At 67.9% G+C, this 24,785-nt stretch carries 23 protein-coding genes; 8 read left to right on the top strand and 15 right to left on the bottom strand.

Annotated features, from left to right (window positions below):
* Positions 1-233 precede the first annotated feature (233 nt).
* The gene (locus ACIHA7_RS10065) at positions 234-1,166 is read left to right on the top strand and encodes a GTP cyclohydrolase II (RefSeq protein WP_397287674.1); all 933 of its coding nucleotides are present in this window, start codon (positions 234-236) and stop codon (positions 1,164-1,166) included.
* 201 nt (positions 1,167-1,367) lie between these two features.
* Positions 1,368-3,197, top strand: a complete 1,830-nt coding sequence (locus tag ACIHA7_RS10060) for an AMP-dependent synthetase/ligase (protein WP_397287672.1) — start codon at positions 1,368-1,370, stop codon at positions 3,195-3,197.
* A gap of 65 nt (positions 3,198-3,262) precedes the next feature.
* Here the strand turns inward: ACIHA7_RS10060 and ACIHA7_RS10055 are convergent, their stop codons facing one another.
* From ACIHA7_RS10055 to ACIHA7_RS10040, 4 genes are all read right to left on the bottom strand, one after another.
* Positions 3,263-3,805 carry a YbhB/YbcL family Raf kinase inhibitor-like protein gene (locus ACIHA7_RS10055; RefSeq protein ID WP_397287670.1) on the bottom strand — a complete coding sequence of 181 codons (543 nt, stop codon included), beginning with the start codon at positions 3,803-3,805 and terminating at the stop codon, positions 3,263-3,265.
* A 16-nt stretch (positions 3,806-3,821) separates the two neighbouring features.
* Entirely contained in the window at positions 3,822-5,183 is a 1,362-nt protein-coding gene (locus ACIHA7_RS10050) for a M20/M25/M40 family metallo-hydrolase (RefSeq protein ID WP_397287668.1), read from the bottom strand.
* A gap of 161 nt (positions 5,184-5,344) precedes the next feature.
* Complete coding sequence (locus ACIHA7_RS10045; RefSeq protein WP_397287666.1) at positions 5,345-5,986, bottom strand: LysE family translocator; 642 nt, start codon at positions 5,984-5,986, stop codon at positions 5,345-5,347.
* Positions 5,987-6,040: 54 nt separating this feature from the next.
* Entirely contained in the window at positions 6,041-7,204 is a 1,164-nt protein-coding gene (locus ACIHA7_RS10040; RefSeq protein WP_397287664.1) for a MalY/PatB family protein, read from the bottom strand.
* 70 nt (positions 7,205-7,274) lie between these two features.
* Here ACIHA7_RS10040 and ACIHA7_RS10035 point away from each other — a divergent pair, with 70 nt between their 5' ends.
* The 4 genes from ACIHA7_RS10035 to ACIHA7_RS10020 all read left to right on the top strand — a co-directional run bounded on the left by ACIHA7_RS10035 (position 7,275) and on the right by ACIHA7_RS10020 (position 10,875).
* Entirely contained in the window at positions 7,275-7,769 is a 495-nt protein-coding gene (locus ACIHA7_RS10035; protein WP_397287662.1) for an Lrp/AsnC family transcriptional regulator, read from the top strand.
* 112 nt (positions 7,770-7,881) lie between these two features.
* The gene (locus ACIHA7_RS10030; protein WP_397287660.1) at positions 7,882-8,655 is read left to right on the top strand and encodes a PP2C family protein-serine/threonine phosphatase; all 774 of its coding nucleotides are present in this window, start codon (positions 7,882-7,884) and stop codon (positions 8,653-8,655) included.
* A 262-nt stretch (positions 8,656-8,917) separates the two neighbouring features.
* The gene (locus tag ACIHA7_RS10025; RefSeq protein ID WP_397287658.1) at positions 8,918-9,703 is read left to right on the top strand and encodes a DUF4239 domain-containing protein; all 786 of its coding nucleotides are present in this window, start codon (positions 8,918-8,920) and stop codon (positions 9,701-9,703) included.
* Positions 9,704-10,344: 641 nt separating this feature from the next.
* Positions 10,345-10,875: a hypothetical protein gene (locus ACIHA7_RS10020; RefSeq protein WP_397287656.1), complete on the top strand. Its 531-nt coding sequence runs from the start codon at positions 10,345-10,347 to the stop codon at positions 10,873-10,875.
* Between the two features lie 131 nt (positions 10,876-11,006).
* Here ACIHA7_RS10020 and ACIHA7_RS10015 read toward each other — a convergent pair whose 3' ends face one another.
* The 3 genes from ACIHA7_RS10015 to ACIHA7_RS10005 form a co-directional block, all read right to left on the bottom strand.
* Positions 11,007-12,020 carry an LLM class flavin-dependent oxidoreductase gene (locus tag ACIHA7_RS10015; protein WP_397287654.1) on the bottom strand — a complete coding sequence of 338 codons (1,014 nt, stop codon included), beginning with the start codon at positions 12,018-12,020 and terminating at the stop codon, positions 11,007-11,009.
* Positions 12,021-12,040: 20 nt separating this feature from the next.
* Positions 12,041-12,340, bottom strand: coding sequence for an ArsR/SmtB family transcription factor (locus ACIHA7_RS10010; protein WP_397287652.1), 300 nt, complete (start codon positions 12,338-12,340; stop codon positions 12,041-12,043).
* A 93-nt stretch (positions 12,341-12,433) separates the two neighbouring features.
* Positions 12,434-13,879, bottom strand: a complete 1,446-nt coding sequence (locus ACIHA7_RS10005; RefSeq protein ID WP_397287650.1) for a M14 family zinc carboxypeptidase — start codon at positions 13,877-13,879, stop codon at positions 12,434-12,436.
* A 52-nt stretch (positions 13,880-13,931) separates the two neighbouring features.
* Between ACIHA7_RS10005 and ACIHA7_RS10000 the strand changes: the two genes are divergently transcribed.
* Entirely contained in the window at positions 13,932-14,537 is a 606-nt protein-coding gene (locus ACIHA7_RS10000) for a TetR/AcrR family transcriptional regulator (protein WP_397287648.1), read from the top strand.
* Positions 14,538-14,550: 13 nt separating this feature from the next.
* On the opposite strand, the gene ACIHA7_RS09995 is transcribed toward ACIHA7_RS10000, so the two are convergent.
* Both ACIHA7_RS09995 and ACIHA7_RS09990 read right to left on the bottom strand, forming a co-directional pair.
* Positions 14,551-15,762 carry a diguanylate cyclase domain-containing protein gene (locus tag ACIHA7_RS09995; protein ID WP_397287647.1) on the bottom strand — a complete coding sequence of 404 codons (1,212 nt, stop codon included), beginning with the start codon at positions 15,760-15,762 and terminating at the stop codon, positions 14,551-14,553.
* A gap of 190 nt (positions 15,763-15,952) precedes the next feature.
* A complete protein-coding gene (locus tag ACIHA7_RS09990) occupies positions 15,953-16,483 on the bottom strand; it encodes a CGNR zinc finger domain-containing protein (RefSeq protein ID WP_397287646.1) in 531 nt (176 codons plus the stop codon).
* Between the two features lie 38 nt (positions 16,484-16,521).
* Between ACIHA7_RS09990 and ACIHA7_RS09985 the strand changes: the two genes are divergently transcribed.
* A complete protein-coding gene (locus ACIHA7_RS09985; RefSeq protein WP_397287644.1) occupies positions 16,522-17,517 on the top strand; it encodes an EamA family transporter in 996 nt (331 codons plus the stop codon).
* Here the strand turns inward: ACIHA7_RS09985 and ACIHA7_RS09980 are convergent.
* The 6 genes from ACIHA7_RS09980 to ACIHA7_RS09955 form a co-directional block, all read right to left on the bottom strand.
* On the bottom strand, positions 17,487-18,455 hold the full coding sequence (locus ACIHA7_RS09980; RefSeq protein ID WP_397287642.1) for an endonuclease/exonuclease/phosphatase family protein: 969 nt from the start codon (positions 18,453-18,455) through the stop codon (positions 17,487-17,489). The genes ACIHA7_RS09985 and ACIHA7_RS09980 overlap by 31 nt on opposite strands.
* A 66-nt stretch (positions 18,456-18,521) precedes the next feature.
* Entirely contained in the window at positions 18,522-19,754 is a 1,233-nt protein-coding gene (locus tag ACIHA7_RS09975; RefSeq protein WP_397287640.1) for an MFS transporter, read from the bottom strand.
* Positions 19,755-19,845: 91 nt separating this feature from the next.
* On the bottom strand, positions 19,846-22,962 hold the full coding sequence (locus tag ACIHA7_RS09970; RefSeq protein ID WP_397287638.1) for a lantibiotic dehydratase: 3,117 nt from the start codon (positions 22,960-22,962) through the stop codon (positions 19,846-19,848).
* Between the two features lie 15 nt (positions 22,963-22,977).
* Positions 22,978-24,270, bottom strand: a complete 1,293-nt coding sequence (locus ACIHA7_RS09965; protein WP_397287636.1) for a lanthionine synthetase C family protein — start codon at positions 24,268-24,270, stop codon at positions 22,978-22,980.
* An 8-nt stretch (positions 24,271-24,278) separates the two neighbouring features.
* Positions 24,279-24,464, bottom strand: a complete 186-nt coding sequence (locus ACIHA7_RS09960; protein ID WP_397287634.1) for a hypothetical protein — start codon at positions 24,462-24,464, stop codon at positions 24,279-24,281.
* Between the two features lie 12 nt (positions 24,465-24,476).
* Positions 24,477-24,638: a hypothetical protein gene (locus tag ACIHA7_RS09955; protein ID WP_397287632.1), complete on the bottom strand. Its 162-nt coding sequence runs from the start codon at positions 24,636-24,638 to the stop codon at positions 24,477-24,479.
* Between the last annotated feature and the right edge of the window lie 147 nt (positions 24,639-24,785).

Raw genomic sequence — 24,785 nt, 5'->3', positions numbered from 1 at the left:
AGAAGTCCTACGGGCCAACCGATGTCGCGCCGAAGCGCACATAACGGACGCCACCCGGTCGCTTGGAACGTCGCGGTTCGGACCGTTGAAATGTGCGGCGGACTCGATCGAATCGGAGTAAGAATCGATCTGGAACGTACCTCCGGCACCGTTGATGTGCCCATGCCGCAGTCGCACAATCCCCTCCGCGCCACGACATCCGAGAAGTCGCCCGACAGACACTTGGAGACACCTTGACCACGGGATCGCAGTTTCGCACCGACACCGTCCATCGCCTGACCCGCAAGGGCCACCAGCTGAAGGTTCGCGTCGATGACCTACCCGGCGGGGCCGAATACGGCTTCGTCCTGGTCGCCGGTGACATCGCAGATGGCTGCCTGGTCCGGATCCATTCCCGCTGCGTCTACGGCGACGTGCTGGGGTCCGAGGACTGCGACTGCGCCGCACAGCTCGACCGATCGCTGGACCTGATCCAGGCCGAGGGCAGCGGCGTCCTGATCTATCTCGAGCAAGAAGGGCGCGGCGCCGGACTGGTCGCCAAAGCCCGCGGCAAAAATGTCCAGGAACACACCGGCGTCGACACCTTCTCCGCCTATCAGGCGCTCGACCTGAAGCCCGACAGCCGGGATTACCTGCTCGCCATCGTGGCACTGCTGCGCCTGGACCTCGAGTCGGTGCGCTTGCTCACCAACAACCCGGAGAAGATCCGGCCGCTGCGGTACGTCGGTATCCGAGTGGAGGTGCGGCCACTGCTCATTTCACCGCCCAACGACGACGTGCGGCAGTACCTGGAGGCCAAGCGGATCAAGCGTGGCCACCTGATCCCCGAAGAACTGACCGCGCCCGAGACCGCAGCGCCGAACCCGGAGTCACAAAGCATGCCGCTCGTCGGCTACGCCTTCCGGGCGCCGCGGTGGCGCACACCGAAGCTGCCGACCCGCTGGGACCCTCGTCGGCGCACCCGCCCAGAGCCGGCACGGGCGGCGCTGATCACGTTGCGCGAGACGGACTTCGACACGGTGACCGTGTGGGAGGACGACGATCGTCCGGCCGCCCCGCGCACGCGCGGCGTCCGCGCACGGCTCTGGCAGGGGATCAAGCGATGGTGGTCCGCCACCGACAGAGCGCAGGGCTTCGCCGGCCAGGTGCCGCCGCGGGTGGCCTGAGCGCATGTCCGGTATCTAGCGGATTTACCAGCTACTACGCTGGCGATCTGGCTACGATGAGTGAGCCGCGCCACTCCTGGTGCGCCGACCCGTGAGAAACTGACAGAAGCGTCATTTCATTATGTCAGGATCGGGTCTCGAATCGCCCGCGTGTGGACGCCGCGAGGCGCGATTCACGGCATGAATATCGGGAACAGGGATATGAAGACAGACATCGGCTATGCGCACAAATCGGGCAAAACGGTCTACACGGTTCCGGAGGCGTTCCAGGAGACCCGGACGTTGCGACCCGAGCAGGTGGCGTTGCGGACGGTCGGCGGAACACAGCAGATCACCTGGCGTGAGTACGGCGAACGGGTGCGCTCCATCGCGGCAGGCCTGGCCGGGCTCGGTGTCGGGCCCGGCGACACCGTCGGGATCATGCTGACCAACCGGCCCGAATTCAACCTGGTCGACACCGCGGCGCTGCACCTGGGCGCCACCCCGTTCTCGATCTACAACACCAGCTCGTCCGAGCAGATCACCCACCTGTTCACCAATGCGGCGAACAAAGTGGTCGTGACGGAGCAGGTTTTCCTGGACAAGGTGACGGGTGCCGGCGTCGAGCTCGCGCACATCATCCTGGTCGACGGCCCGGCGGCAGGCACGATCACCCTCACCGAGGTGGAGGCGAACCCCGCCGCCGACTTCGATTTCGACGCGGCCTGGCGGGCGGTGAAACCGGATGATCTGGCCACCCTGATCTACACCTCGGGCACCACCGGCCCGTCCAAGGGCGTCGAGGTCTCCCACCGCAACGTGATCGCGCAGATCATCGCCTTGGTCAACGGCCCGCTGCCGGTCGGCCTGGACGACCGCTCGGTGTCGTATCTGCCCGCCGCGCACGTCGCCGACCGCATCTCCTGCCACGCCATCAACCTGATCACCGGCGTCCAGGTGACCACCGTGCCCGATCCACGCGAGGTCGCCGCCGCCCTGCCCGACGCCCGCCCGACCACCTTCTTCGGCGTGCCTCGGGTGTGGCAGAAGATCAAGGTGGGGATCGAGGGCAAGCTCGCCGCCGAACCGAGCGGGGTGAAGAAGGCGCTCGCCAACTGGGCCATCGAGACCGGAAAGGCCGCGGCCCGAGCCGATCTCGCGGGTCGCGGTCGCGGCCCCGTCCTGGCGGTGCAGCACAAGGTCGCCGAGGCGGTGGTGCTGTCGAAGCTGCGCCACGCCATGGGCCTGGACGCGCTGAACGTGCCCGCCTCCGGCGCCGCGCCGATCCCACCGGAGACGCTCGAATACTTCATCGGCCTCGGCTTCCCGATGAGCGAGGTGTGGGGCATGTCCGAGACCACGGGCGTCGGCACCTTCACCGAGAAGGACAAGCCGCGCCCCGGCTCGGTCGGCCGCCCGGTCGACGGTCTGGAGCTGCGACTGGACACCGACGGTGAGGTCCTGGTGCGCGGACCCATCGTGACCCGCGGCTACCGCAACATGCCGGAGCAGACGGCGGCGGCGATCGACGACGACGGCTGGCTGCACACCGGCGACGTCGGCACCCTCGACCCCGACGGCTATCTGCGCATCGTGGATCGCAAGAAGGAACTGATCATCAACGAGGCGGGCAAGAACATCGCGCCGAGCAATGTCGAGAACGCGGTGAAGGCTGTCTCCTCGCTGGTCGGCCAGGTTGTCGCGGTCGGTGACGCCAAGCCGTACATCGCCGCGCTGATCGTGCTCGATCCGGACGTCGCGGCCTTGCGCGCCAAGGAGTTCGACGCCACCGACGCCGACGTGGCGACGCTGGCGACCCGCAAGGAGATCGTCGACGAGGTGCTGGCCGCGGTGCAGGCGGGCAACGTGAAGCTCTCCCGGGTCGAGCAGATCAAGCGGTTCACCATTATCGGCGCGATCTGGGAGCCGGGTGGTGACGAGCTGACCCCGAAGATGTCGCTCAAGCGCTCGCCGATCGCCGCCAAGTACGCCGCCGAGATCGAGGCGCTCTACGCGAAGGAGCCCTCGGACAGGGTCATCAACGTCAAGTAGCCGAGGAAGCCCTGATAACGGCTGTGGCCCTGAGCATTTCGCTCAGGGCCACAGTCGTCCGGCGACTACTTCTGCTCGTAGGTGCCCACGATCGTCGCGCGCGCGATGGCGTGCGAGAACAGGTTGAAGCCGAGGTAGGCGGGCGTGGCGGACTCGTCGAGGCCGAGGCTCTCCACGTCCACCGCGTGCACGACGATGAAGTAGCGGTGGTACCCGTGTCCGGGCGGCGGTCCCGCGCCGACGAATCCGGCGAACCCGCCGTCGTTGCGCAGCGTGATCGCCCCGGTCGGCAGCGCGCCGCCCTCCTCGCCGCTGCCCGCGCCGGTCGGCAGCGAGGTGACGCCGACCGGAATGTCGGCCACCGCCCAGTGCCAGAACCCCGCGGCGGTCGGCGCGTCCGGGTCGTACACGGTGACCGCGAAACTCTTTGTCTCCTCGGGGAATCCGGACCAGGACAGCTGCGGCGAGAGGTCCTTGCCGCCCGCGCCGAAGACGCCGCTGACCTGATCGTTGCCGAGCGGCTGACCGTCGGTGACGTCGTCGGAGGTCAGCGTGAACGACGGCAGCTGCGGGAGCGCGGCGTAGGGATTGTAGGAATAATCGGGCACGGGGTTGTTCCTTTCGTCAGCTGTTCAGCAAAAAGTGTTCCAGCACCCGGGTACCGAATTCGAGCGCCTCCACCGGAACTCGTTCGTCGACGCCGTGGAACAGCGCGGTGAAGTCCAGTTCCGGCGGCAGCTGCAGCGGCGCGAAGCCGAAGCAGCGAATGCCCAAGCGGGCGAACGCCTTCGCGTCGGTGCCACCCGAGAGCATGTAGGGCACGGTACGGCCCTGCGGGTCGTTGGCGAGGATCGCGTCGTTCATCGCGTCCACCAGGTGGCCGTCGAATGTTGTTTCGTAGGAGTCGAGTTTGGTGATCCACTCCCGTTCGACGTCCGGGCCGATCAGCTCGTCCACCTCCCGCTCGAAGGCCGCCTGCCTGCCCGGCACCACCCGGCAGTCGACGACGGCCTCGGCGGTCTGCGGGATCACATTGGCCTTGTACCCGGCCTGCAGCATGGTGGGGTTCGCCGTATCACGCAGCGTCGCACCGATAATGCGGGAGATGGTGCCCAGCTTCGCCAGCTGGCCCTCGATGTCCGGGCTTTCCGGATCGAACTGCAGGCCGGTCTCCTCGGCGACGGCGGCCAGGAACTCGCTCACCGAATCCGACATCACCACGGGGAACGTGTGTTTGCCCAGCCGCGCGACCGCGGCGGCCAGAATGGTGACCGCATTGTCCTCGTGCAGGAACGAGCCGTGCCCCGCACGGGCCTTGGCGCGCAACCGCATCCAGCCGAGGCCCTTCTCGGCCGTCTCCACCAGATACAGCCTGCGTTCGGTGCCGTCCGGGCGCGGCACGGTCAGCGAGAACCCGCCGACCTCTCCGACGGCCTCGGTGACCCCCTCGAACAGGTCGGGCCGGTTGTCCACCAGCCACTGCGAGCCCCACTTGCCGCCGTTCTCCTCATCGGCCAGGAAGGCGAACACGATATCGCGCGGCGGCACCGTGCCCTCGAGCTTGAACTGGCGGGCGATCGCCAGCATCATCCCGACCATGTCCTTCATGTCGATGGCCCCGCGGCCCCACACGTAGCCGTCGCGCACCGCGCCGGAGAACGGGTGCACGCTCCAGTCGGCCGCCTCGGCGGGCACCACATCCAGGTGCCCGTGCATCATCAGCGCACCCCGACTGGAGTCCGCGCCGGGCAGCCGCGCGAACACGTTCCCGCGCCCCGGCGCGCCCGACTCCACATACTCGGTCGTATATCCGGCCTGGTGCAGTTGCTCAGCCACCCATTGCGCGCATTCGCGCTCGCCCTTAGTGGTGGCCAGGTCACCGGTGTTCGAGGTATCGAACCGGATCAGCGCGCTGACCAGGTCTACCACCTCATCGACCGCGCGAGAGTCGCTGTTGGGGACCGATCCTTCGACAGTTGTGGACACGTACCCTTTCCTACCACCTGTCCGGGCTGCTGTTTCCCATCCCTCCCACCGCGGCGTACCCAGGCGGGGCCGGGCGACACAGCGTACGGTGCCGATCGGCCCGGCCGCAGGGGTCAGCATCACGGTGATCACAACGCCGTAACTCGCACCGGGGTAACGGATCAGGGGGTGTCGAGCGCCAGCTTCAGCCCGAGGGCGACCAGTACCGAGCCGGTGAGGCCTTCCATCCCGCGCTTGACCGAGGGCCGATCGAGCCACGTCTTGGTGAACCGGACGCCGCAGATCAGCACCGTGGACCACAGCACCCCCTCGACGAAGTGGATCAGGGTGAGCGCGGTGCCCATCAGCAGGTGCGGCGCGTGCGGCGGGATGAACTGCGGCAGCATCGCGATGTAGAACACGCCCACCTTCGGGTTGAGCAGGTTGGATGTCGCGCCGCGTGCCCAGGCCCGCGGCACGCTGCCGTTCGCGACCGCGCGGTCGTCGAGTTGGCCGGCACCGATGTCGCCGGAGCGCAGCAGCGCGACCAGGCTGGTGACGCCGAGCCAGATCAGATAAAGCGCACCGGCGATGCGCAGCACCGTGTACGCCCATTGCGAGGTGGTCAGCAACACCGACAGCCCGCACGTCGTCGCGATGCCCCACACCAGTAGTCCGCTACCGACCCCCAGTGCGGTAGCGAACGCGGTGCGCGTGCCGCGGACGATCGCGGCGCGCAGCACGAGGGCGGTGTCCAGGCCGGGCACCAGTGTCAGGAACCCCGCGACGACCGCGAACGACACCAGCGCGGTCCCTACACTCACTCAGCTATCCCATCTGTCGAGTTGCGCGATCACCTTGTGCCCGTTCGCCTTCCGTCAACGATTGACGTGCTTGTGCACCGCGTCGTTCATGCGGCCGAGCATGTCCACGAGAACGGGGCGATAAGTCGCGAAGTTCAGGCGCGCGAATCCCGCACCGCCTGGTCCGAAGTCCGGGCCGGACAGGAGTTTGACTTTCGCGTGTTCGAGGAAGAAGTCCGCGGGGTCTCGGTCGAGTTCGAGCGCGCGGCAGTCGAGCCAAGCCAGGTAGCCTGCGTCGGGGCGATGGAAACGGATCTCCGGTCGCAGCGTGTCGGCGACGAGGTCGCGGTTGGCGGTGAGCAGCTGTCGCGTCGCGTCCAGCCATGCGGCACCGTCGCGCCACGCGACGCAGGTCGCCAGCACGCTGAGCGCGCTCACCTGCCCATACAGCTGCGGTGGCTGCGCGTCCAAGGCGGCGCGGACCCGGCCGTCGCCGACGTGGGCGACGCAGCAGCGCAGTCCGGCCAGGTTGAAGGCTTTGCTCGCGGAGTTGAGTGTGACTGTGCGCGCGGCGATTTCCGGTCCGAGCGAGGCGAACGGAGTGTGCCGGTGCTGCTCGTGCACGAGCTCGGAGTGGATCTCGTCGGCGATCACCAGAAGATCGTTGCGGTCGGCCATCTCCGCGATGGCCGTGAGCTCGCCGCGATCGAAGACGTGACCCGTCGGGTTGTTCGGGTTCACCAGGATCAAGGCACGGCAATCGTTGCTACGGATATCCTCGGACATCCGGTCGAGATCGAAGGTCCAGCCGTCCGCCCGCTCGACCATCGGGATGGGCACCAGACGTCGTCCCATGAGCTCGATGGTTTGCAGGAACGGCGGGTACGCGGGGGTGTGCACGGCGATCGCATCGCCGGGCCGCGTCATGAGTTGCAGCACGATCTGCAGCACCTGGATGAGCTCGGTGAAGACGTACACCTCGTCCGGGTCGATCCGGAAGTCGTGGCGCTCACGCATACGGTCAGCGAAGGCTTCCTGCAACGGATTTCGATCGGGGCGTTCGTCCCACGCGGGGTAACCGAGGTCGCCGTCCGCCGCCTGCCGCAGCGCCGCACGCACCGGATCCGGCACCGCGAAGTCCATGTCGGCGATCCACGCGGGCAGCACATCCGCCCCGGCGCGCGTCCATTTGATTCCCGCCCGCTGCCGCAGCACATCGATATCGACAATCTCTTCCATGCGCTGAACCCTAGAAGGAACGCCGCCGGACGCGATTGACAATTTTCGCGCTCCCACGCAAATTTATTGCGTGAGTGTGCTGCCGCTGGACGATATCGATCATCGACTGCTCGAGCTGGTGCAGGTGGATGCGACGCGACCGCTGCACGAGCTCGGTGAACGAGTCGGCCTCTCCCCCAGCGCGGTCCAGCGCAGGCTCACCCGGCTGCGCACCGGCGGGGTGATCACCGCACAGGTCGCCGTGATCGATCCACGCGCGGTGGGTATGGGTTTGACCACCGTCGTGCTCGTCGAACTGGCCGAAGACGACGCCGACCACTACCTCGCGTTCTGCGAGCGCATGCTCGCCGAACCGGCCGTGCAGCAGTGCTATTCCGTTGTGGGCCAGTGGGATTACGTCGTCGTCATGGTCACCGAGGATCTCGCCGCCTACCGGCGGATCTCGAATGAGCTGTTCGTCGGGGACAAATCCGTGCACCGCTACGAGACGTTGCCGACCTACGAGAGGGTCAAAGCCCAACTCGCCGTGCCGTTGTCGGCGTCGCGGCAAGAGACCGAACTGTAATGGGCTTCACAGGAACTGCACGGCAAACTGTTGCCGACCGCACGGGTTCGCGCGCTTTACTGGAAGAGTGCCGAGCGGCACGCGGCAAGGGTGCAGTGCGAGGAGGTCAGGCATGTGCTCGGCACCTCTCACGGACGGCCCCGACCCCGAAGCTGTCCGACTCACCGGCACCACGTGGGAGTCGTTGAGCAGGCGCGGTTCCCGCACGCTCAACGCCGACGCCGCGGCCGCCGTGATCGATCCGGCCACCGGGAAGACGGCGTTCGTCGTCGCCGACGGTGTCGGTGATCATCTGCGGGCCGCCCGGGCGGCGCGCACCGCGGCGGAGGTCGCCGCGCACGTCGGCGCACGCACCGGCGCGTTCGCCGGAATCCTCGCCGCCCAACACGAACTACTGCGCCAGTTCCCCCAATCGGAAGCCGACAGCGTCCTTGTCATCGCCGTGCTGCCGTCCGCGGGGCAACCGGACGGCCCGTGCGAGGTCGCCTGGGTCGGTGACTGCCGCGCCTATCGCTGGAACGGACGGGTGCTGCATCAGATCACCACCGATCACACCGTCGGCGAATTCTGGCGCGCCCGCGGTTACGGTCCCGCGCCGCGACTGGATCACGTGGTCCTCACGTCGGTTCGCACCGTCCGGCCCGCGGACATCGGACACGCGAGCACCGGCTCCAGTACCGGCAGGCTGCTGCTGAGTACCGATGGTGTGCACAAGCGCCTCGACATGGCCGCGATCAAAGCGATACTCGCCGAACAGGAGTCCGCTGCCCACGCCGCGGAAACATTGGTAGACAACGCCCTTCGCGCCGGTGGCACCGACAACACCACCGCCCTCGTCGCCGAATGCGGCCCCTTCCTCGAACGAGCCATCGGCGACACCGAGTAACGGCCGGCTCATTCTGCCTGTAGATGCCTGGAAAGTGGCCTATTCCTCGAAATGTCGCGCCGACGTACATCTATTTGCTGTTAATTCGCTCATACAATAGCCCGATGATCACACTTCGGTAACTTCGCCAACTCGTGGCGGTCTACCAGGGCTAATCTTCGACGGTTGCTGTTCTACTATGCCCATGCCGGGGTCGCCTCGGCCGCTCAACCATGCACTCGGAAATCTGTTGTACCGAACTTGCCCGGGAAAGTGGAGTGGGATGGCTCAGGAATTGCTCGTCGCTCTCTGTGCCGCGATGATCGCGGTGGCGGTATTGGTTGTCGGGGATCGGATACGTCCGAAATCATGGCGACAGAACAGCGACGAGTCGTCCAGTCACCTCGCGCTGGATCTGGCGAAGACCATCTTCACCGCGGTGCTCGCCTTCGTCTTCGTGGCCTGCTGGAACCAGAACCAGAACGCCTACAACCACACGATCACCGAGTCGAAGGGCCTGGTCGATACCCACCTCGCCATCCACGCGCTGCCCGCCCCAGACCGGGACCGGATCCACGACAAGGTCATCGCCTACACCGATCAGGTGCTCACCGAGGAGTGGCCGCTCATGGAGCGTGAGCGCAGGCTCAGCCCCGACACCGAAAAGACGCTCAACTCGCTGCGCGCCGCCGTCATCGCCGTACAGTCGGAGGATCCGACCGTCGTCGAGGCGCGCACCCGGGCACTGACCGGCATCGACCGCGTCACCCAGGCCCGCCACGATCGCGCCATCGACGTGGTCCGCAACCTCCCCCAATTCCTCTACATCGCACTGTGTTTCGGCGCGGTGCTGGTGCTGCTGAACCCGGTACTGACCGGCATGCTCGTCACCCGGCGCAGCGTGGCGATGACCGCGCTGCTCGGCGTCATCATCGGCTCGGCACTGCTGGCCATCCACGACCTGGAGCGACCGTTCTCCGGCGTGCTCGGCGTACCGACGGACGCGTTCCGCTACGCCCAGTCGCAGTACGAGCCCAGCAGCGACAGCCCGATCACCACCGCCGAATGAGCGGTCCACAGTTGCGGACAGCGGGCGTTGCGCCTCGAATAACAAGAGGCGCGCGAGGTTTCGTTGTGGTGAGCGCTTTCGTGCCCGCGGCATTGCTGTTCGGTGGCCGGTCCGCCGCCGACGACATCCCGGCCCCACCGCCCGCGTCCGACGTGACCGCGGAATGGTCGGCGCAGCAAGGCAGCGGCGCTCAGCCTGGCATACCCGTCGGTGGTGCCGCACCAGCAGACGCCCCGAACGCAAGCCCGCCGGCGGCAGACACCCAGGCGGGCGGCACAATCCAACCAGACATCCCCACCGGAAGCTCAGCCCCGGCAGGCAACTCCGACGGAAGCTCAGCTCCGGCAGGCAACGCTGCCGGACCCTCGACTCCGGCAGACAACACAGCCGGACCCGCGGCCCCCGCAGATGCTTCCAACGGGAGCTCCGCCCCGGCAGATACCTCAACCGGAAGCGCTGCCCTGCAAGGCGTCTCGATCGGGACCGCCGCCGACGGGGGTCCACTCGCACTCGAACCTCCACCGCCTCCCCCCGCCGCCGGCCTTCTTCGCATCAGCGGCGCCGCCGACCCCACGGACGACGCGGATGCGACCACACCTGCCGCAGCCGGAAACGCCGCCCTCGGCGTCGATACCGGCAGCATGCTCACCGCCTGCGTCGGTAGCGCGGCGGGCGCCGCCTTGTTGTTCCTCGGATCCGCCGCGGGCTCCGGCCTGATCGGGCCGGGAATCCTGGCCCCACCCTGGTGGGCGGTCGGTTCGGCCGGGTCCGCACTGCTCCCGCCAGCCTCCGGCTCGAGCGGATCCGCACTCGGCAGCGCGGTCGTCGGCAGTGCGATGGCGGGCAGCGCGGTGTTGACCTGCCTGCTCACGCTGTCCACCGTCACGCCCCCGCCCACACCTTCCCTGCCGCTACTCATCCCTCCCCCGATCTCGATCCCGAATCCCCCCTTTGTGCTGCCCGTCGCCGCCCCCGTGGCGACCCCCGATGCGGCGACCGCAGCACAACGATCGCCCGTCGCGGCAACACCACCTGCCGCGATCGCCGAGGCCGCCCCGACGTCGGACATGTTCGGCTGGAACACCCTCGAGATCGTGGTGTTCCTCGTCGTGCTCGTGCTCGTCGCCATCCAGGGCTCCGCCGAAGCCGCCCGCAAGCGACAGCGCCAGTAGGGTCGAATGGGTTGGGCCACAACGGGACCCAACCCATTCAGTCGGCTACCGGGTCTTATTGCCGGACAGCGTGCAGGACAGGGAGTACCCGCACGTCCCTTCGTTCGCGGACGTGGATGTTGCACGCAGGATCAGCCGACGATCCGCTCAGGCGTCGCCGCGAGCATTGCGGCACCGGTCAACTCGACCGAGCGAACCCGGTCCTCGATCCGGGTGGCCTGGTGGGTGAGGATCAGCTCGTCGGCCGCGATCGAGGCGGCGAAATCATCGAGGTACGAGCGGACTTCGTCGGGTGTGCCCACGGCGGTGTACTGGGTCATCGAGGCGAGCTGGCGGCCGTTGGGCGAGGCGAGGAACGCGTCGATCTCCTCGTCGGTGTAGCGCACGTCCGCGGCGCCTCGCTTGATCATCATCCGGGCCCTGGCGCGGTAGGCGATCATCTTCTGCGCCACCGCGTCGTCGGTGTCGTCCGCGGCGAACACATTGACGCCGGCCATCACGTACGGATCGGCCAGCTGCTCCGACGGCCGGAAGCTGTCCCGGTAGACGGCGACCGCCTGATGCAACGCGTCCGGCGCGAAGTGCGAAGCGAAGGCGTACGGCAGGCCGAGCTGCGCGGCGAGCTGCGCACCGAACAGCGAGGAGCCCAGGATGTAGAGCGGCACAACCCCTTCGGCCCGCGGCACCGCCTGCACGCCGGGCACCCGCGACCGGCCCGTCAGGTAACCCTGTAGTTCGAGCACATCCTGCGGGAACGAGTCCGCCGAGGACGGGTTGCGCCGCAGCGCGTACATGGTCTTCTGATCACTGCCTGGTGCGCGGCCGAGCCCGAGGTCGATGCGTCCGGGGAACAGCGTCTCCAGCGTGCCGAACTGTTCCGCGATCACCAGCGGCGAGTGGTTGGGCAGCATGATGCCGCCGGAGCCGAGCCGGATGGTGTCGGTGTGCGCGGCGATGTATCCGATGAGCACGCTCGTGGCACTGGACGCGATCGAGCCCATGTTGTGGTGTTCGGCGTACCAGACGCGCCGATAGCCGCTCCGTTCGGCCGCCCGCGCCAAGGCGACGCTGTTGTCGAAACTGTCGCGCGCGGACTGGCCGGGCGCGATCGACGCCAGGTCGAGGATGGACAGAGCAGTCGACATAGGAGGTTGCCTTTCGTAGGTCAGAGAACGCGGTGCAGTTGTTCGGTGAAGGCGCGGATGCGGGCGTCGTCGCGGCGGTAGTAGATCCACTGCCCGCGTCGCGTCGCGCTCAGGAACCCGGCGCGCTGCAGGATCGCCAGGTGCGCCGACATGGTCGAGGCCGACGTCCCCGCCTTCTGCTGAATAAGCCCGACACAGACGCCCAGCTCAGCCGTCTCGTCCGCGCGCTGCGGAAAATGCACGTCCGGCTCCTTGAGCCACTCCAGCACGCGCAACCGCGTCTCGTTGGCCAGCGCCTTGCACTCGTCGAGCACACTCACCACCCTTCGGTATTTCGCTAATTAACGAACTTACGCCGCCCGCCCACACCCGGCACCATGACGCTGCTCACTCACCCGGCCCTACCGTTCGAGTCAGACCGAGAGTCCGTCGCGCAACCTGGTGGCGGCGGTGACGATGGCACCCGCTTGAATCGCGACCAACCGTTCCAGCGGTACCGCCTCCCCCGGGGCATTACGCTCGATGTCGGCGCTCCAACTGTCGAATACCGCACTGACACGGGCTTTTTCGGCGGCCAGCGACGGGTCGCGCCGAGTCTCCTCGTCGAGCAATCGGAGCAGCATCCCCGTGGTGCGCAGACGCTGCGCCGCGACCCACACGTACTCCTCGATGAAGATCTCGCCCAGGGTCGCGAGGCGGTCCTGCTCGGCGGCCGCGTCCTTGTCCGCGGCCATCTCCTGGAGTGCTCCGGCCACATTTCGCAGCGCACGTTCGAACGGACTGCGCCCGATCGATCGATCACCCAACCGATCGAGCACTCCGGTCACCAGCGCGGCCAGATCACGGTAAGCCGTTGCGGTGGCGCGCATTACGCTGCCCCATGACCGTTCACTCGGCCGCCGGTCGGCGATCCGCGGATCCACCCAGAGCGGCAATTCACTCACCAGCACCGCTGTCCCGTAGGGCGCCGCATAGTCCCGACTACCTCCGCCGCCGACCGCCGCCACCGGATCGACGCCGACCGCCAGTAAGGCCTCGGCCATCTTCGCGAACGTCGGCAGTTCGAAAACGCCCTCGGCCCACCGTGCGCCACCAGGCGCGTCCGGCTCTCCCTGATGCCGCGGCACCTGCGCATCGTCCAGCAACCCTGCCAGCACCGACCAGTAGTCGGCGTCCCCGCCCGAGCAGTAGAAGAAGCCGCCACCGAAGTCGGCATTGTGCAGCGACGCGATCAGCGCGGGGCGCGTTCGATCGATCAGCGTCATCAGCGCCCGCGTCTCCGGCATCGGCACGCCGACATCCCTCCCGCGCCACGTGATCGGGAAACACCACTCCGGCTGCTCGGAGCCCGCGGGGCGGTAGTACCCACGCGCCACAGCGGTCCGGGTGAACGGTCCGGCGAACCATTCTTCATTGAGCCGCGTCCCGTCCGGATCAACGCATGGCACGAAATGCCAGGTGGCACCGAGTGTATCCGCTTCGCCACGGGCCAGCCTGCCGAGCAGATGCCGGATTGTCGCCATGCCGATCGGCTCGTTCGGGTGCGGGTTGCCGAACACGATCAGGTGCCGCTCCCCCGAGCCGACCCGAACCTCGCGGATCGGATCGCCGCCGCGCGAACGCCCGATCTCCTCGACGGCGACCATGCCCGGGTGTGCGGCGGCCAGCTCGTCTACGAACCCGTAGAGCTCGTCCACCGTCGGAAACGCCGCGATCCGTTCGACCGGCCCGACGATCCGCGCCACCTCGTCGACAACCCGCACCTGATCCTCCGCGCCACGTCCACAACCGGCCGCCGCTACCGCCGCGCCCAGCCCTGCTACCAGGGCGAACATCTTTCGTCGCGCCAGTTCTATCATTGCAACTCTTTCGATAATCTGATTATTTCAATAATGAGATTATCATCAGCCCATGCGACGTGCAGAGATCCGGGAGAACAACCGAGCGGCCCTGATCACGGCGGCGATCACCGAGATCGCCGCCCACGGCTACCAGTCCGCCCGGCTCGGCGATATCGCCGACCGCGCAGGCTTGACCACGGGTGCGATCTACTCGATCTTCGGCAGCAAACAAGCGTTGCTCTTCGCCGCGATCCATCGGATAGTCGCGGAGTATCACGACACCTTCCGTCCACTGACCGAGCCCGACCTGCCCCTCGCCGATGTGCTGCGCGGCTACGCGGCCACGGTCCTCGACGCGGCGGCGGAGAACCGCGCCCGCGAGTACTTCGCGTTCGAACTGGAAGCCTTGGCCGCCACCCTGCGCGACCCGCAGTTGATGTCAGACGTGGACGAGCAGGTACCCACCAATCTCGACCTGGTGACGGACCTGCTCATCGATCATCCGATCGACCGAATAGACGGCCCGAGAACGACCGCCGCACACGTCGCCCGACTCGCGCCCGCGGTGCATGCGCTGATGACCGGGTTCGCGCAGCACGCGATCGTCGCGCCCACCGAGGTCGACCGCGAGTATGTGACCGAGTCCCTGATCGCGCTCGTGGCACTCATCGACTGACCGGAACGCCTTCCTAGACAGGCGGTCTCATCGTTTCGCTGGACACGCCGACGTCGTCACACGACGTCACCGGGAGGATCTCGGGCACCCCGGCGGCCTTGCGCCGCGGTCTGCTCGGCGACTCGTCCCGGCCGGCGATCGCCACCGCGTTGCCACCCCGCCGCTTCGCCCGATACATCGCCGAATCGGAGCTCCGCAGCAGCCGGCGAAAGGTGCTGGCGGTGTAGGGATCGCCCCGCTGCGCATCGCCGAGGATCGCGACACCGACACTCGCGGTGATCCGCACCGGCAGGTCGGGCATCGTCTCGATCGCCCGGCGCAGCCGCTCGCCGAGCGCGGCCGCATCCTCGCGCAAGCAACCGACGACGACGAACTCCTCGCCGCCGGTACGGGCGAGCAGCGCATCGGCCGCCACCACCTGACGCAGTCGTTGCGCGGTCCGCGTCAGTACCTCGTCGCCGAACGGGTGACCGAAGGTGTCGTTGACGGCTTTGAACCGGTCCATGTCCAGCGTCGCGACGTAGGCGGACCCGCGGCGGCAGTGCACCAGGTGCGCCGAGAGGTGTGCGTCGAGCCCGCGCCGGTTCAGCAGTCCGGTCAGCGGGTCGGACAGCGCGTCGGCCCGCAGCAGCCAGTGGCAGAACTGCACGAACGGCAGCATCACGCCGACCACAACGAGCATCACGAGGATGACCGCGAGGCCGAGGGCGAGATCTTCTTTCCGGTGTCCGCCGTCCGCATGCCCGGCGGCGGCCAGCGTCCCGTTCACCATCAGTGCCGCAAGCACCACACTCGTCAACAGCGTCCAACCGATATGCAGCGCGAGAATGCGCGGGCCATGGAATACGGTCACGTACGCGCCCATCGCCGTCAGCAATACGACGCCCAATACCCCGACGACGCGATCGTGCACCAGCAAATCGTTGGCAGTGGTGTCGATATCGAAAAGCACGATCCAGGCGAGCGATTCGCGCTCACGCGGCCACGGCAGAAACCACCATCGCAAAGTCCATGCCCCCGCGACGGTCGCCTCGACGCCGCCCTGTACCTGCCCGACCCACCCGGCGACATCGCCCTGCGCCACCGATGCGAGCACGGCGATCAACAGCATGACCAGCCCACCCGCGCCGAGCATGAACTTGAATCGACCGAGTGCGCCGTGCGATTCGAAGGTGTCGACCAGGGCACGGTAATCGACCGGGTCCCGCCACCATGTTCGAAACATCGATCGATCGCCGGTCAATGAATACCGCCTTTGGTCGACTACGGACCCGAGCATCAGCCCGGGATCCCCCTGGTCATCCAGCTTGGCGTGCTAACCGACATTAAGACGGTCCAGCAAATCGTGCAATGTGAGATCGGCACACTACCGATTTCGAGACGACCGGCCTATCCTGACGGTCGATTCTCGCGCGTTATTTCTTGCGCGCACGGTAGGCCGCGACGGCATTCCGGTTTCCGCAGGTGGTGCTGCAGTAGCGGCGCGAGCGGTTGCGGGACAGGTCGAGCACGAGCCCCTCGCACGTGCTGTCCGCACAGACCGAGAGTCGACTGAGCTCGTCGGAGCGGATGAGATCGATCATCGCCATCGCGGTCTCGACCGCGATCCGGACCGGCAGCGGCGCCGCCGAAGGCACCGCGTGGATGTGATAGTCGACATCGCCGTGCCGGACGAGCTGCGGCACGGCTCGGTGCTCGGCCAGCGTTTCGTTCACCAGCCGGGTCGCGGTATCGCGATCGCTGGTGAGCATCCGGCGCAGCGGCGCGCGCAGTGCCCGCACCTGCGCGAGCTCCGCCGCGTCGCCCGCGTGCACGCCGGTGTAGGTGTGTTTGACGAAAAACTCTGCGAGCTGCTCGATTTCGGTCAGCGTGTCCGGTTCCTCCGCCGAGTTCACCAGCTCCACCGCGGCCATCAGCGCCGCCTCGGTGTCATGAGCAAAAGTCATGTTGACATATTACATGCACTCTCTTACCGTCATTACCCATGGCTACGATGACTCATGACATGGCCGCTCAACGGCTGAAATCCGGACTGATCCTCGCGGTGCTGTCCGCCTCGTCGTTCGGACTCTCCGGCCCGCTGGCTCGCGGTTTGATGAACGCGGGCTGGAGCGCCGCCTCGGTGGTGGCGATCCGGGTGCTGGTGGCCGCCGCGGTCCTGGTGCCGATCGCGCTGGCGCAGCTGCACCGCGAATGGCACCTGTTGCGCCGCAACGCCTTTCTGATCACCGCATACGGCCTGGTAGCCGTCGCGGGTACCCAGCTCGCGTACTTCAATGCCGTCGCGCAGATGGAGGTCGGGGTGGCGCTGCTCATCGAATACACCGCCCCGATCGCCGTGGTCGGCTGGCTGTGGCTGCGGCACCGCCAACGCCCCGGCGCCGCGACGGTGGCCGGGGCCGCACTCGGGATCACCGGGTTGTTCCTGGTGATCGACCTGCGCTCCGGCATGACCACCAGCTGGGTCGGCCTCGCGTGGGCACTGGCCGCCATGGTCGGCGCGGCGGGCTACTTCGTGCTCTCCGCGCAGGGCGACGGCACGCTGCCGGGCACCGTGCTCGCCGCGGGCGGACTCCTCATCGGCGGACTCGGCCTGCTGGCCGCGGGCGCGCTGGGCATCGTCCCGTTGCACGCGACCACGAATCCTGTGGTGTTCCAGAGCTTCACCGTCGCCTGGTGGCCGCCGGTCCTCGCGCTCGGCACGGTGACCGCCGCGCTCGCCTACGTCTCCGGCATCGCCGCGACCCGCCTGCTCGGCTCCCGCCTCGCCTCGTTCGTTGCCCTCTTCGAGGTGCTCGCCGCGTTGGTCTTCGCCTGGGCGCTGCTCGGTGAGGCACCGCGGCTCATCCAACTGCTCGGCGGCGCACTGATTCTGGTCGGGGTGGTGGTCGTCCGGCGTGGCGAACTGAGCGCCACCGCCGCACCGGTCGCCGAGTTCGGTCCCGAGGGTCAGGTGCTCGACGACGCTGCGCGCAGGTGAAGCCGCGCGACCAGGGCGCGATGGTCCGCGCCGGGCAGGCCGACGGTCGCCACCGTGGCCGCCTGACCCCCGGCAACCAGGATGTGGTCGATGCCGACCAGCGGCGGGAAGCGTTTGTCGGTCGGGTAGGTGGCCAAGTGGCCTGCACCTGCTTGCTCCGCGGCGTCGCCGAACCGTCCGGACAACATCGAGCGGAACTGCGCGTGGTCGAAGGTCGCGTTGAAGTCCCCGCCGACGATGGCGGGCCGGTTCGCCGGCGCCCGCTCGAGAATCTCGCGCAGCCGGGACAGCTCATCGGCCCACACCCGCGTGCCGTAGACCGGCGGCACCGGATGGAAGGCGAAGACCGAGACCGGGCCGACGCCCGGAATGGTGGCCGTGGCCGAGAGCTGGTTCAGCACGAATCCGTCGTACTCGACGGTGTTCGTCAGCGGGTAGCTGCTCCAGATTCCGGTCCCGGTCGCGGTCCGTCCCGGTGACAGATACCGGTGCGGCAGCAACTGATCCAGCCCGGCCCGGCCTAGGTCATCGACCGCCACAGGGGTGAGTTCGTTGACCGTGAGCACCGTGATGTTCCGTGCCCGCACCTCGTCCACCAGCGCCCGTGGATCCGCCCCGTCGAACAGCAGATTGGCCTGCATCGCCGACACGCTGTGCTCGCCCGCGTCACCCGAGCCACCGACATAGAGCGGAGCCTGCGTCCACAGCGCGCCTGCTACCACCAGGGCAGCCACCGCCGCACCGATCCAATACCGCGTGGCGGCGAACGCCACGGCACCGAGGAGCGCGCACGCCATCAGGTAGGGCGCGGCCGAAGCCGCCAACACCAGCAATTCGAACCCCGAGCGGCTGAAGTGCAGTCCGATCCCGGCGAGCCCGGCCAGCGTGGCACTCCAGGCGAGCAGGTGGACACCGACCCGAACCATCTTCGACTTCACACCGGACAGCCAAACACGAGCTCATCACCTCGGGCCAATTGCCGAGACCGTCGATGTACCGTGCTGTCACACCATGCGTTCTCCCAAACGGGCCTGTTCGATGGGTTCGATGGGGCCGAGGCCATCGACGGAGGTACGCGGGACAGCGGCCATGGCGAGCAGCCCGATCCCGGCGACCGCGGCGAAAAGGTAGAAGCCCCAAGGGTTCGCGGAGCCGAGGACGATGAGCCAGCCGGTGATGGTCGGCCCGAAGATCGCGCCGAGGCGTCCGACACCGGAAGCGAGCCCGAGCGCGGTGGCCCGAATCTCGGCCGGATAAGCCTGGGTCACGTAGGCGTAGATGAGCACCTGGGCTGAGAAGACGAAGATGCCCGTGATCAGCACCAGCCCGTTGAGCAGCACGGTGCTGGAAATCTTGATGCTCAGCAGGGCCAGGAAAATTGCCGCCGCACCGAACCACATCAGCACCGTCGGTTTGATGCCGCGCCGATCGGCGAGCGTTCCAGCCGTGAGCAGGCCGATCACCGCACCGATGTTCAACATCAACAGCATCGTCAACGAGGTGGACATGTTGTATCCGGCATCACGCATCAGCTTCGGCAGCCAGGTGTTCAAACCGTAGACGAGCAGCAGGCCCATGAACGATCCGACCCAAACCCCCAGCGTCGCACGCAGATACAACGGCTTCAGCAACATCGCGGGCCGCACCTGAGTCGGCGCGTCCTTGGCCGCGAGGAAGGCCTCGGACTCCGGCAGTTTCGCCCAGATCACCGGCAGCAACACAAACCCCGCCACCCCGCCCAGGTAGAACAGCGGCTCCCAGCGCGGCACGAGCTGGAGCGCGAGCAGCGCGGCGAACACCGCGCCCACGTGATATCCGGTCATGGTGACGGTGCTCGCGAAGGCCCGGCGGGCCGCGGGCATGTGCTCGGCCATCAAGGTCAGCGCGGTCGGCATACACGCACCGAGCCCGATCCCGGCGATCAACCGGAACGTCGCGAACACACCTACCGATCCGGCCAGCGGTATCACCGCGGTGAACAGCGAGAACAACGCGATCGAGCCGAGCAGCATACACCGGCGCCCGTAGCGATCGGTCACCGGTCCTGACCCGGTAGCCCCGATGGCCACGCCCACCAGCGACATCGTCGCGGCGAAAGTCGCGCTGGCAGCGGTGAATCCGAGGTGATGTTGATCGATGAGGGTGGGAATGACGGCCCCGAGCACGACGAGGTCATACCCCTCCAGCAGCACGGTCAGCCAGCAGAGCATGGCCGGCCACGACAGCAACTTCTTCATAGCAGCGTCCGATTCTGTTATGCAGTTGTGACTGCCATCACGCTACCTCGGAACGGCGGCGAGTACCCCTGTAAGCCGCAGAGCCGCAACATTATTCAGCGGGACTGCGCTGACCTGCCTTCTTGTGCAGCGGTGCGTGGCGCAGGCTCTCGCTGGTTCGCCACAGGAGCCCGAGGACTTGCTGTTCGGGCGGGTGCCCGCAACCGAGCAACCGGTTGCAGTGCATGTGCACGAAACTGCGGATGAGCTCCTGGCGTGAACGACATAGTGCACCGCGCTCGGCGAGTACGTCGAACCGTGCCGCGCACTCGCGTAACAGGATTCGACGCCGAGCGAGTATTTCGGCGATCGCGTCCCCACCCGGCTGGGTCGACAGCCAGTGCGGATCACCGAGCAGCGCCCGCAGGGCCGACTGCTGAGCGCGATACTCCGCTGAGGTGGCGCGGCGATCGAGCACACCGAGCCGGTAGAAATCCGCCTGCTCGGCCGCGTCCAGGCCGAGCGCGGCGGCCAGATCGTGCACCGTGTACATGCCGAGCAGCGTGCGGTCCAGTTCGACCGTTCGCCGGTCGATCAGGTGCAGCAGGTCCAGCACGGCGACACTGTCGGCGGCGAACACCGCCTCGGCGACCGCCAGCCCGGCCGGGCCGCCGTAACGCTCCACCTCCTGGTCGTAGGTGTCCAGGCACACCCGGCGGCAGTAACCATCGGCCACCAGGCCATTTCCCCACCGCAGGAGGGCGGGCGCCAGCCGGTCGGCCAGCCGATCGGGGTCGCCGTGCCAGCGGATCCGCAGGTGGGGGTCCGGGTCGGCGTAGCGAAGGAAGAACCAGCTGTCGGCCGCCCCCTCCGCCACCGTCTCGGCGCAGAACGTGCGGAGCTGATCCGCGAGCAGGTCCTCCTCGAAGGTCGGCACGTGGTAGAGCTTGGCGAACAGCCAGTCGCTGCCCGGTGGGTGCAGGCGATCGGTAACCGTCGGCCGAATAGTGTTGGCGCGCCGTAGAACCGGCTCGGCAGCCGCCTCGACGGCGTCGAGCACGACGGGCACCACGATCTCGCTGACGTAATGCCCGTCGGGCCCGGGCAGCCACGCCTGATCCGGCGCGGGCAACGCTTCGTCCAAAGACAGCCTGCCACCGGGCATTCGGCGGGCTTCCAACCGAATCTGCTCGACCTGTGCGGGCGAGTCGAGATCGAGCAGCAGACGGTGGTCCGCCATGGCCAGAAAGATGTGCCGTGGCGGCTGCCAACGCCGCCGCCAGGCCGCGAAGGTGACGGCGAAAACTGCGGAGTCGGTGGCCAGTTCGTCGGCGTTCACTCGCCACCGGGCCGGCGCCAACACCACCCGGCCTACCTGAACCCTTGGCAGAAAAGGAAATCCGGCCGCTGTCCCCCAGTCGAAGGTCGTCGGCATAGCGCGGCCGTTGCGGTTGATCTCGTCCAGGAAGCGCACGACCGCGGGAGCCAGCTGCGCGTTGAGCATGTGCCCCGCACAGGCGACGATCTCCTGCCCGGTCCGCGGCCAGCGCACCACGAATCGGTTCCCTTGCAGTCCGACGACCAGTTCGGACAGGGGAACCACCCGGTCGGCCCGCGCTCCGGGCGTGGTGTCGAAGGCCAACTCCCACTCGCGCGCCAGCGGCCGGATGGCCACATTCGCCAACCGACTCGGTCGCGGCAGATAGGTGATCTCGACCGGTAACCGTCCCGGTCGGCAGTCCGCCTCCGCGGCTGCCGCGGATCGTAGTGCGGCATCGGCTTGCGGCCCGAGCAGGTCGGCGAAGCGACCGAGCACTCGCCCTGCCGCAGCCGCCCCCATGTTGGGCCCGACCACCACCTGGAACTCACCCGCGTCGACGGCCGCGGGCGACGCGGCCACGACGAACAACGAAATATCCAGCGAGGTGGGCGCTTTCGCAATATCCGCCGACTGCAGCTCCAGCTTGCCGATGGTCGCCGCGTCGAGCTCCACCACCTGTGTACCGTCCCGGATGGCATCGAGCGCCAAGTCGGTGAGCGTGCGCTGACGCAGCTGCCGTCGGCTGTCGTCCGCCGTGGTGTTGTCGAACTGACCGGGCGGGCCGAGCCCGATCTCGGGGTCGAGCAGCTCCAGCAGCCCCACCTCGCGCTCGGACCCGTAGCGTTCGATGAACGAGTCGCGGTAGCGATCCAGATGTGCCAGGCCGGTCGGCCACGAGGTGAGCCGGAGCATCAACTCCGCGGCATGCGCGGCTTCGGCGGCGACGGCGCGGCCGAGCCCGCCGGTCAGCGGTAAGCCGAGGTCGGTCTGGAACGGGCCTTTGGGCGTCGGCACCGCGTGCACCGTCTGGGCCTGCGCCACCAATTTCGGATACTCGGCCGCTGCTTGATCGTGGTCCAGCTCGTCCCATGCCGCGAGCTGGTCGAGCAGGTCGCCGACGGCCGCGACGTCAGCGCCGGCCGCTGGGATGCCGGCCAGGCGGCGCACCACATATCGGGCCGGGTCGGCGACGGTGAGCGGTGGCCGCAGGTCGGTCAGCAACAGGGTCTGCTCGCACAGCTGATCGAGCAGTCGCGTCACCTGCTCGGTCGTCGCACCGAGCGCGACGGTCAGCTCGTCGGCCAAGTCACTGTAGGGCAACGGAATTCGCGCACGCTCCAGTGCGCGCCGCACCGGCGCGGTGGCCCGCAACGACATCGCCCGGCCGGGTTCTGCGGCGTCGCCGATCGGTGTGCGCTCACTCAGGAACACTCGATCGGCCTGAAAGAAGGCGGCCGGATTGGTGAAAACCCGCAGCCGCGAACGGATTTCCGCGCGCTGTTCCAGCGTGTGCACGAAGTCGAGCAGCCAGCCCATGTCCGGCCTGGTGCGCACGGCCGCGGGCGCGTCGGCGATCGCGAGGTCGGTCCGCTCGCCCCAGTGCGCCAGGCCGACGCCCGCGAACAACCCGAACGGTGTCGGCCTGCTCGACATTCTGATCAGATATCGCTGCAGTTTGCCCGCCAGTCTGCTGCGGGCTCGAGCGTCGGCGACCGGCCGCTCCAAGGCGCGCATCAGGTCCCCGCCACCCACCGCCAGTGCCCGCTGGACGCGGGGATCGGCGGGCACGAGGGTGCCCGGCGCGGTCTCGGTCGGCCAGTCCGCCGTCGCGTCGAGCGCCAGATACTCCTCGATGGCCAACAGCGGCGCACGCACCACCAGCCATTCCAACGGGCGATACCGATGCACCGCCGTCTCCTTTCCTCAGGCCAGCAGCAACGTGCGATCCCACGACGGCGCGACATCTGTCGCCGCGGCGAGCAGAGCGAGCGCCACCCCCGCCGCACCATCGAGCAGGCTGGGATCGTCGGTAGCCGAGCCACTCTCGGCCAGCGCGGAGTAGCCGTACCGGCGCTCCGGCTCGAACATCGCCAACAGCTGGGAGGTCAGCGCGGCGGCGGCGGTGGTGAATACGGCGTCGCCGGTGTCGTGTGCGAATCGCAGGGTGATCTGCAGCAATCCGGCCACCCCGTGGCACAGTCCGGCGGAGGCGTCGATGCGCCGATCGGCGGCCGGGCGGCGGAACACGGCGGCCATGGTCGCCACCGCGGTCTCGGTCAATGCGTTGTCCCCCAGCGCGATCCCGGCCAGCCACAGTGCCCGCGCCACTCCCGGGCTTCCGTAGCACCAGGCGTTGTGGGTCGGTCCGTGCGGGGGTGGCGTAGACCCGGTCGCGTCCGGCAGCGCTACGCCGGTGGGCCAATTCGGTCCCCACTCGTCGTCGCATCGGTGTGCGACCAGCCAGCGCGCCACCCGCGCGATCGCTTCCCGCTGTCCGGCCACCGAAACGCCCGCCGACTCGGCGAGGGCGAGCACCGCCAGCGGTCCGGGAATCCCATGTGCGAGCCCGCAGTTGAGCACACCCGTCGGATAGGAGCGCGACATCGGCGTATTCGGAATCATCGCCTCGAACCGTGTGTGCCAGTTGGGCAGTCCGTCCTGCTCACCACACACCGCGACCAGCCCGGTCAGCACAGCATGCAACGCGGTGCGCGCTCGCGGTTCCTGCCTGCGGCACAGCAGGTAGGCACCGGTACCCGCCAAACCGGCGACGACGTCGAACGCCGCGAACGGTAGTCCGGCCGGTGTGCGCGCCACGGCCGCACCGAGCCCCGCCGCCGACCCGGCGATGACCTCGTCCAGGCCGTCGAGCAGACGCTGATATCGGGTCCCGTTGCGGGACAGGGCTTCAGCGGCGAACGCCACCTCGCACAGCCCGCCGAACAGGCCGAGGTATCCGTGCTCGGCCTGCTCGACGGTGCGGGCGGCGGCGGCCAGGCAAGCATGCGAGCAAGCCGCCCACTCGTCCTCCGGCAGCACTCGATCCAACTGCCCGAACAACACGGCACGCCCCGCGTCGTTCGGCCGCTGCGCCGATGCCGCGTCGCGCAGCCGTTCCCCCACCCGCACCGCCACCGCGATCGCAGGCGAAGCCGACTCGGTGGGCAACACACTGCGCCACGGCCGCAGGCCTCGGTCGACTACCGGAGCAACCATGTCGCCGCCTATACCGTGCAGTACTTGGTGCAGCGCGGCGGATGCTCGGTGTTACACGCCGACCCGCAGGTCGCGCAGTGCGAGTCGTTGCACGTCTCGAAATCCGAGGTCCTCGCCGCCATGGCGGGATCGAGCGGCCTGCTCGCCGCGCCGATTCGGATGTCGAGGTCGAAATCATCAACAGGTGCGGACATTTCATCCTTCTTTCAGCAAGTCCGTTCGGTGGTCTTGCACATCGGGTAGCTACTACAGTCATCGGTGGGGCAGACGGACTCGTTGGTTCGCAGCACCATCGGGCCGATCGGGACCTCCGCCCGCACCGCGCCGAGACGAATATCGAGATCGAATTCGTCTACCGGAATGGTCATCTTCTTCCTTTCCCCATCGGCTCGTTCGTCGCCGCATGGATACGACTCCCACCGTGCGGCACGGCCGGTCCGGGGTACTAGAGGAAGTTTCCGCATCGCACCGGGACGTTTTCCCGAAGTTTCGGGATCGCGGTCTCTGTCGGCCGG

The sequence above is a fragment of the Nocardia sp. NPDC052316 genome (genome assembly GCF_044547795.1).
Lineage (GTDB): Bacteria > Actinomycetota > Actinomycetes > Mycobacteriales > Mycobacteriaceae > Nocardia.
This window is presented reverse-complemented; position numbering and strand designations above follow the sequence as displayed.

Excerpts from the sequence above, each read along its gene's own strand:
- ACIHA7_RS10060 (WP_397287672.1), top strand. The coding sequence starts at position 1,368 with ATGAAGACAGACATCGGCTATGCGCACAAATCGGGCAAAACGGTCTAC.
- ACIHA7_RS09960 (WP_397287634.1), bottom strand. The coding sequence starts at position 24,464 with ATGTCCGCACCTGTTGATGATTTCGACCTCGACATCCGAATCGGCGCG.
- ACIHA7_RS09985 (WP_397287644.1), top strand. The coding sequence starts at position 16,522 with ATGGCTACGATGACTCATGACATGGCCGCTCAACGGCTGAAATCCGGA.
- ACIHA7_RS10020 (WP_397287656.1), top strand. The coding sequence starts at position 10,345 with ATGCTCACCGCCTGCGTCGGTAGCGCGGCGGGCGCCGCCTTGTTGTTC.
- ACIHA7_RS10000 (WP_397287648.1), top strand. The coding sequence starts at position 13,932 with ATGCGACGTGCAGAGATCCGGGAGAACAACCGAGCGGCCCTGATCACG.
- ACIHA7_RS09990 (WP_397287646.1), bottom strand. The coding sequence starts at position 16,483 with ATGACTTTTGCTCATGACACCGAGGCGGCGCTGATGGCCGCGGTGGAG.
- ACIHA7_RS09955 (WP_397287632.1), bottom strand. The coding sequence starts at position 24,638 with ATGACCATTCCGGTAGACGAATTCGATCTCGATATTCGTCTCGGCGCG.
- ACIHA7_RS09995 (WP_397287647.1), bottom strand. The coding sequence starts at position 15,762 with ATGTTTCGAACATGGTGGCGGGACCCGGTCGATTACCGTGCCCTGGTC.
- ACIHA7_RS10040 (WP_397287664.1), bottom strand. The coding sequence starts at position 7,204 with ATGGAAGAGATTGTCGATATCGATGTGCTGCGGCAGCGGGCGGGAATC.
- ACIHA7_RS10025 (WP_397287658.1), top strand. The coding sequence starts at position 8,918 with ATGGCTCAGGAATTGCTCGTCGCTCTCTGTGCCGCGATGATCGCGGTG.
- ACIHA7_RS09975 (WP_397287640.1), bottom strand. The coding sequence starts at position 19,754 with ATGAAGAAGTTGCTGTCGTGGCCGGCCATGCTCTGCTGGCTGACCGTG.
- ACIHA7_RS10030 (WP_397287660.1), top strand. The coding sequence starts at position 7,882 with ATGTGCTCGGCACCTCTCACGGACGGCCCCGACCCCGAAGCTGTCCGA.
- ACIHA7_RS10015 (WP_397287654.1), bottom strand. The coding sequence starts at position 12,020 with ATGTCGACTGCTCTGTCCATCCTCGACCTGGCGTCGATCGCGCCCGGC.
- ACIHA7_RS10005 (WP_397287650.1), bottom strand. The coding sequence starts at position 13,879 with ATGATAGAACTGGCGCGACGAAAGATGTTCGCCCTGGTAGCAGGGCTG.
- ACIHA7_RS09965 (WP_397287636.1), bottom strand. The coding sequence starts at position 24,270 with ATGGTTGCTCCGGTAGTCGACCGAGGCCTGCGGCCGTGGCGCAGTGTG.